Annotated in this window: 1 protein-coding gene; it reads right to left on the bottom strand. The window is 74.5% G+C overall.

All coding sequences use genetic code 11. The features are described 5' to 3' along the window. Window positions 1–231 (bottom strand): iron chelate uptake ABC transporter family permease subunit (locus tag KVT14_RS21775; protein WP_217617430.1); only part of this gene is annotated, 231 nt, incomplete at both ends.

The raw sequence follows: 231 nt of genomic DNA, 5'->3' as shown, positions 1-231 counted from the left end.
GTCGCCGAGCTCCAGCTGCCGCAGCGGCCCGCCCACGGCCCACACCAGCGGCGTCAGGACCGCGAGCACCGCGAGGGCCGGGTGCGCCTGCGACCAGCCGACCAGCGAGATCGTCCCGGCGCCCCAGATCGAGGCCGCGAGCGCAACCTCCGTCTTCGCGCGCAGGCGCAGCCACACGATCAGACCGAGCAGGCTCCCGGTCACGCCGATGCCCACCACGATGAGCCGGAA

The organism is Cellulomonas sp. GbtcB1 (assembly GCF_019091725.1).
Taxonomy (GTDB): Bacteria; Actinomycetota; Actinomycetes; order Actinomycetales; family Cellulomonadaceae; genus Cellulomonas.
Note: the sequence above shows the minus strand (reverse complement) of the source record. Positions and strands in the feature narration are given on the sequence as shown.